This is a genomic window from Roseovarius sp. MBR-51 (assembly GCF_053628575.1).
In genome coordinates this window covers 1-2,507 of sequence record NZ_JBRJGQ010000060.1, presented here as the reverse complement: position 1 = coordinate 2,507, position 2,507 = coordinate 1, and the positions used below count along the sequence as shown (strand labels likewise).

Annotated in this window: 2 protein-coding genes; both read right to left on the bottom strand. The window is 61.1% G+C overall.

All coding sequences use genetic code 11. The features are described 5' to 3' along the window. Positions 1-138: 138 nt before the first annotated feature. Positions 139-903 carry an IS21-like element helper ATPase IstB gene (gene istB, locus ACSSVY_RS22705; RefSeq protein WP_454272306.1) on the bottom strand — a complete coding sequence of 255 codons (765 nt, stop codon included), beginning with the start codon at positions 901-903 and terminating at the stop codon, positions 139-141. Continuing rightward, on the bottom strand, positions 900-2,399 hold the full coding sequence (gene istA, locus ACSSVY_RS22700) for an IS21 family transposase (RefSeq protein WP_454272308.1): 1,500 nt from the start codon (positions 2,397-2,399) through the stop codon (positions 900-902). The genes istB and istA overlap by 4 nt, the downstream gene beginning before the upstream one ends. Positions 2,400-2,507: the final 108 nt, after the last annotated feature.

Genomic DNA, 2,507 nt, shown 5'->3' with positions numbered 1-2,507 from the left:
TGTCAACGGCGGAGTAAAATTCGGCCATTGTGGCGGAGCAAAAGTCGGCCAGTTTGGGGCGAGCGCCTTGGAGCGTGCGGCCCTCATATAGCAAGCCCGGTCCAAGGCGCATTGGCCGTCAGGCCAATTCTGTGAGGTTCATTTGTTGGCGGCGGCGAGGCGGGCGCGGCTTTGATTGAGGCGGTAGCTTTCGCCGTTCATCTCGAGGATGTTGACGTGGTGTGTCAGCCGGTCCAGCAGCGCGCCGGTCAGGCGTTCGGTGCCGAAGGTTTCGGTCCACTCCTCGAAGGGCAGGTTCGACGTGATCAGGGTCGACCCTCGCTCGTAGCGCTGTGAGATCAGCTCGAACAGAAGCTCGGCGCCGGTTTTGCTCAAGGGGACGAATCCCAGCTCGTCGATGATCAGCAGTTTGACCTTGGCGAGTTTGCGCTGGAGTTGCAGGAGGCGTTTTTCGTCGCGGGCCTCCATCATCTCGTGCACGAGGGCTGCGGCGGTCACGAAGGCGACAGGCAATCCTTTCTGGCAGGCAGCCAGTCCCAGCCCGAGGGCGACATGGGTCTTGCCGGTGCCGGAGGGACCGAGCGCGATCACATTCTCCTTGCGTTCGATCCATTCGCAGCGCGCCAGCTCCAGCACCATCATCTTGTTGAGCGACGGGATCGCCTTGAAGTCGAAGCTGTCCAGGCTTTTGATGGTCGGGAACTTTGCGGCCTTGATCCGGCGTTCCACCATGCGCCGTTCCCGGTCGATCAGTTCCAGCTCGCTCAGCCGGGCCAGGTAACGCACGTGATCTACGCCTTCAGCGGCGCAGATACGGGCCTGCTTGTCATGTTCACGCAGGAACGTGGGCAGCCGAAGCGTTTTGAGATGGTGGGCCAGCAGCAGTTCGGGTGCATCCGTCATGCCCCACCCCCTGCCAGCAGGCTCATGTAAGATGCGGCGGAGGTGGTGGTGATGTTGGTTCTGGGCAGGAAGGGATAAACATCCAGATCCAGCCTCGGAGGCCTTTGCTCGACCCTGCACAAGATCAGGTGCTTGATTGCATCGAAGCTGACCGCTCCCATTCGCAGGGCATCTTTGACGGCAAGATGCAGCACGTCAATCTCGAAGCGCTCCAGAAGGCGCAGGACCTGCACATACTCGCGCTTGCCGGCCTTTCCCTGCCGGGCTTCCAGCAGTCGGCGCAGGGTTTTGAACGCTTCGGGCAACTCCCAGCCCTGCAGAGGCGCGGCCTGATCGAAGGACATGATCTTGCGTTCGATCAGCGCCAGGTAATGCAGTGGATCAAACACCATGTCGCCGGTGTCATAGGAGCGCGAATGCTCGGCGATCACCTCGGCGCCGCAGCCGATGACAACCCGGGTCACGAAGCCCTTGATCCAGACCGCACGGTGGCCGTAGGCAACCGGCACCGAGTAATCATTGCCGCGATAACGCACCACGGATGTCGATGTGACCTGGCCACTTTGCAACTCACAGGCCTCAAAGGGGGTGCCGGGCAAATCCCGCATCGCCGCGAGATCGGCCTTCAGCCGTTCCCCGATGCTGACCTTGTGGCCACGCAGAACATCACCCTGGCGCTTGCGGCACTGCTCTTCCAGGTGAGCGTTGAACGCGTGCCAGTCCGGAAAGGACGGGATCGGCACCATGAAGTTGCGACGTCCGTAGCCGACCAACCCCTCCACGGCCCCTTTGTCATTGCCCTTGCCGGGACGGCCATAGCGGTCCCGGATCACGTAATGCGACAACATCGCGCTGAACCGCTGGGTTCTTTGCCGGGAGCCATCCGGCAGGATCCGGGCAACCAGGCAGCGGTCATTGTCATAAAGAACCGACTGGGGAACCGCGCCAAAGAACGCAAAGGCATGGACATGGCCGTCAAGCCACGCCTCGGTATTGGCCGCAGGATAGGCCCGGATGTAGCATGCGTCGCTGTGCGGCAGATCGAGGGCAAAGAAGTGTGCCTTCTGCTCGACACCGCCGATCATGACAAGCGCTTCACCAAAATCGGCCTGTGCATGACCGGGCGGATGGCTCAGCGGCACGAACATCTCCTTGCCGGTCCGCTTCCGGTCTCGAACATAATCCTTGACGATGGTGTAGCTGCCATCAAAACCGCACTCGTCCCGCAACCGCTCGAAAATACGCTTGGCGGTGTGACGCTGCTTGCGAGGGCGGCCCCTGTCTTCAGCAAGCCATTGGTCCATCTGGCTGGTGAACGCATCCAGCTTCGGGCGCCTGATCGGCGCTGTTCGCCGATATCCCGGCGGTTCCGAATAGGCCAACATCTTCGCGACACTGTCCCGGCTGATCCCAAAATCCCGGGCAATCTGACGCCCGCTCAATCCATCCTGGAAATGAGCGTGACGCACCTTCAAATACAAGTCCACGGTGTATATCCCCAAGCCCTCCCGAAATCCGAAAGGGCAAAAGTGGACGACTTTTACGCCGCCCGCGACAACACTATGCCGTCGCTACCGTGGCCGAGTATTGCTCCGCCGTTCACA

What these genes read in the sequence shown, in the direction of transcription:
- istB (WP_454272306.1), bottom strand. Translation starts at nt 903, where the DNA reads ATGACGGATGCACCCGAACTGCTGCTGGCCCACCATCTCAAAACGCTT.